The organism is Flavobacterium bernardetii, assembly GCF_011305415.1.
In the GTDB taxonomy this organism is placed as follows: domain Bacteria; phylum Bacteroidota; class Bacteroidia; order Flavobacteriales; family Flavobacteriaceae; genus Flavobacterium; species Flavobacterium bernardetii.
Window position 1 is genome coordinate 1 of record NZ_JAANOQ010000027.1, and the last position, 3,022, is coordinate 3,022.

Sequence of the window (3,022 nt, forward strand, 5' to 3'; positions counted from 1 at the left end):
TTTACTCGTCAAAATCAATCAAATCCCTTTTGTTTTCGATAGTTTATCACGTATTTTTGGCTAATTGCGTACAACGTCCAGCAGCTTGGCGAAGTGGCGGATTTACAGCACCAAAGTTACTAAAAATTCCTGAACTTTGTTTCAGCACTTTCGCTTCTAAAAAAAGCACCGAACCCGCCATTTTGCCAAACTGCTTGTTGGCAGAAGTGCTTTTTCACATTATTATTCTTCTGATATTCTTAATTCCCATTCATTATTTTTTACAAAATTCAAGAAAATCAATAGGTCATTTATGCAATTATTGTCCCAAACACTATTTTTAGATTCTTTTTTATGATTTTCGTTTATTATTGGGATTATATTTAATAACCATTCAAGTTCGTTATCTAAAATTACATCTTCTATTGAATCTATATCACGCCAGCCTTTACATTCATTCCAATTTTTTATAAACATTGGTAATTCTTTGTATTCATTTTTTTCATCGATAAGTTCTCGTATTAATGAGTCAAAATAACCTTCCCAAAGACTAAAAAAATATATATTATTTTCTCCTTGAGTTAATTGTATTTCGTAAAATTGATTTTCAGCAAACTCTTCTATGTTTCGCTTAAATATAGTGTCTTTTGAATTTGTATAAAATCGTATTTCTTTTTCTCCTATAAAGTCTGAGTAATAGTCCAATTTTAAAAAATCAATTTCCATTAGTTATCAAATTTTTTCTATTTAGTCTGGTTTCATAGCATTTCTGCCAACGTTCCGGCGCTTGGCGAGGTTGCGAAGTTCGGAACCGATTATTTTCTTTCAAAGATAAAATTTCTTGCGAGAAATAAACGTGAATTTACTACAAAATTCGCAATCTTGCCAAACGCCTGTTATGCACAGTATTTTATTTTTTTAAGTCAATTATCAATTTGTCGATATTTTTCAAAGTTTCAGTTTGTGATATACTTTCACCAGTTCCAAATGAATAAACATCATCACAAATTTTTACCAATTTATCTAATAAAGAATTCTCGTTGGGTGACCACGTTTCACCAATTTTTATTTGCCCATTTTTTTCGGTAGTTGCAAAATAATAAGTTGTTCCATCAAGTCCCATTAATTCATCTTCTGGTTTTTTTGTCTGTTCAGATAATATTCTGAATAGGTCTACTATTTTAAGATAAAGTTCGTTGGTCAATTCTACTTTGCTTGAAATTAGTTTGACTTTCTTTTTGTTTTCAGCATACCAATAACTTTTCGATAATCTATTGCTCACAACATAGTTTTTGCCTTCAATTGTTTCAATAGAAAAAGAATATTCATTAGAAAAAGACGGCATTGAAGTATATCTCGCAATCGGTTTTTCGGAAAATCCTTTATACAGCAACGGGAAAACATTTTCATAATATTCTTTTAAAGTTCCTTCGTATTTGCTGAACTCCCTTGCTGGTTCTAAATGTTCTTTTTGTCCAAAACTTAAAAAAGTTGTCAGAATAAATATTAATATTGAAATAGTTTGTTTCATCGTTTCTTGATATTGTGCATAACGTTCCGGCGCTTGGCGAGGTTGCGAACTTCGGAACTACTTATTTTCTGTTAAAGATAAAATTTCTTGCGAAATGTAAACGTGTATTTACTACAAAATTCGCAATCTTGCCAAACGCCTGTTAGGCGCAGTTATTTTTCTTCCTTTTTTTGGTTCATAGCAATCCACCATGCAAAACCTTTGTCTTGTAAACGATATGTTCCTTGTGTTCCTTCTTTAGATAAAATTATTCCTCGCGTACGTAAAGCATTTATGGCATTATCTAATGTTGCTGATTGCCCTTTAAATTTACTTTTTATGTGTTTTTTAGTTACCCAATCATCTAGCTTTTCTGCCATGATAATTAAAACTTGTCGATAACTATCTACTTTAATTTTATTATAGAAATCGTCTCGATAATATTTGTCTCCAATCTTTTCAATTGCACCATTATTACCAAAAGCTCCTTTTTGAATATTTTCATCAGTAATAATTACTCCATCGGACAATTCAAATGCGCAATAACCATATTGATGGATAAAATGTGGGAAACCTTCTGAAAGTCTTACTAAATCATTTTCTGCAATTTGTTCGATATCTGTTGCATGTCCATTGAGCTGTTTAGAATGTGCGAGAACACTTTTAATAACATATTTTATATCTTCGTCAGACAATCTGTCCAAGTTGAGTTCTTCAAATATTCGAATTGATGATGGGTGACTTTCAATTAGAATTTCTTTAGTTTTGGGTAATCCAGCGATTCCTATCATCAATTGTTGTGAACCTTCTTTTTGTAGTCTTTCCATTAATAGCTTAAAAAACGTGCCCAGGTCTAAATCTTTTGTTGCATTATCAGTTTCATCAATTATTATTAAAATACCATCATGTGTACTTTCAAAATTATCACCAGTATTTACTGTAATTCTTTTTAAAGTATCAGCAAGTGAATATGAAAATTCTTCAAACAAAAGTTCTTTATCATATTCTTGAGATGTATTAACTTTCACTCCAGCAATTTCAACCTTTCCAAGAAAATTCCAAATATCTGAAAAAAGTTTTCGTGTTGGTTCTGACTTTGCTAATTTACGTTTTAATGCTAATTCAATTTTCTTTATTAGAGTGAAAAGACTTGTTTCCTTTGTTATGTCTATTTCTACTACTAAAAAGTTTAAATTTTGTCCTTTTGTTTGGATTTTCCCTTCAGCTTGATATTTGACTAAATTTAACAATGATGTTTTTCCTATTCCTCGTTGACCAAGTAGTAGAAAACCATGTCCTTTGTTTGCCTTTGTTTGTAATAAGATTTGCTCGATTGCCTCTATTTCTTTGATGCGTCCTGCAAACATGCCCGGTCCTGTCGGAGAGTTAGGATTAAATGGATTTATTTTCATTTGGTATTGGTTTGTGTGTTTTTTATAATTGCGCCTAACGTTCCGGCGCTTGGCGAGGTTGCGAACTTCGGAACCGATTATTTTCTATCAAATATAAAATTTCTTGCGAGAAATAAACGTG

4 protein-coding genes are annotated in these 3,022 nt (G+C 31.3%); all 4 read right to left on the bottom strand.

Going from position 1 to position 3,022, the window contains the following annotated elements; all coding sequences use genetic code 11:
* Nucleotides 1-46: 46 nt before the first annotated feature.
* Entirely contained in the window at nt 47-169 is a 123-nt protein-coding gene (locus G6N05_RS15740) for a hypothetical protein (protein ID WP_262887792.1), read from the bottom strand.
* Between the two features lie 53 nt (nt 170-222).
* Entirely contained in the window at nt 223-705 is a 483-nt protein-coding gene (locus G6N05_RS15415; RefSeq protein WP_166131846.1) for a hypothetical protein, read from the bottom strand.
* A 184-nt stretch (nt 706-889) separates the two neighbouring features.
* Nucleotides 890-1,510, bottom strand: a complete 621-nt coding sequence (locus tag G6N05_RS15420) for a hypothetical protein (protein ID WP_166131849.1) — start codon at nt 1,508-1,510, stop codon at nt 890-892.
* 152 nt (nt 1,511-1,662) lie between these two features.
* Nucleotides 1,663-2,901 (bottom strand): AAA family ATPase, encoded by a 1,239-nt coding sequence (locus G6N05_RS15425; RefSeq protein WP_166131852.1) that lies wholly within the window; start codon nt 2,899-2,901, stop codon nt 1,663-1,665.
* Nucleotides 2,902-3,022: the final 121 nt, after the last annotated feature.

Coding starts and splice junctions, on each gene's coding strand:
- G6N05_RS15415 (WP_166131846.1), bottom strand. CDS start 705: ATGGAAATTGATTTTTTAAAATTGGACTATTACTCAGACTTTATAGGA.
- G6N05_RS15420 (WP_166131849.1), bottom strand. CDS start 1,510: ATGAAACAAACTATTTCAATATTAATATTTATTCTGACAACTTTTTTA.
- G6N05_RS15425 (WP_166131852.1), bottom strand. CDS start 2,901: ATGAAAATAAATCCATTTAATCCTAACTCTCCGACAGGACCGGGCATG.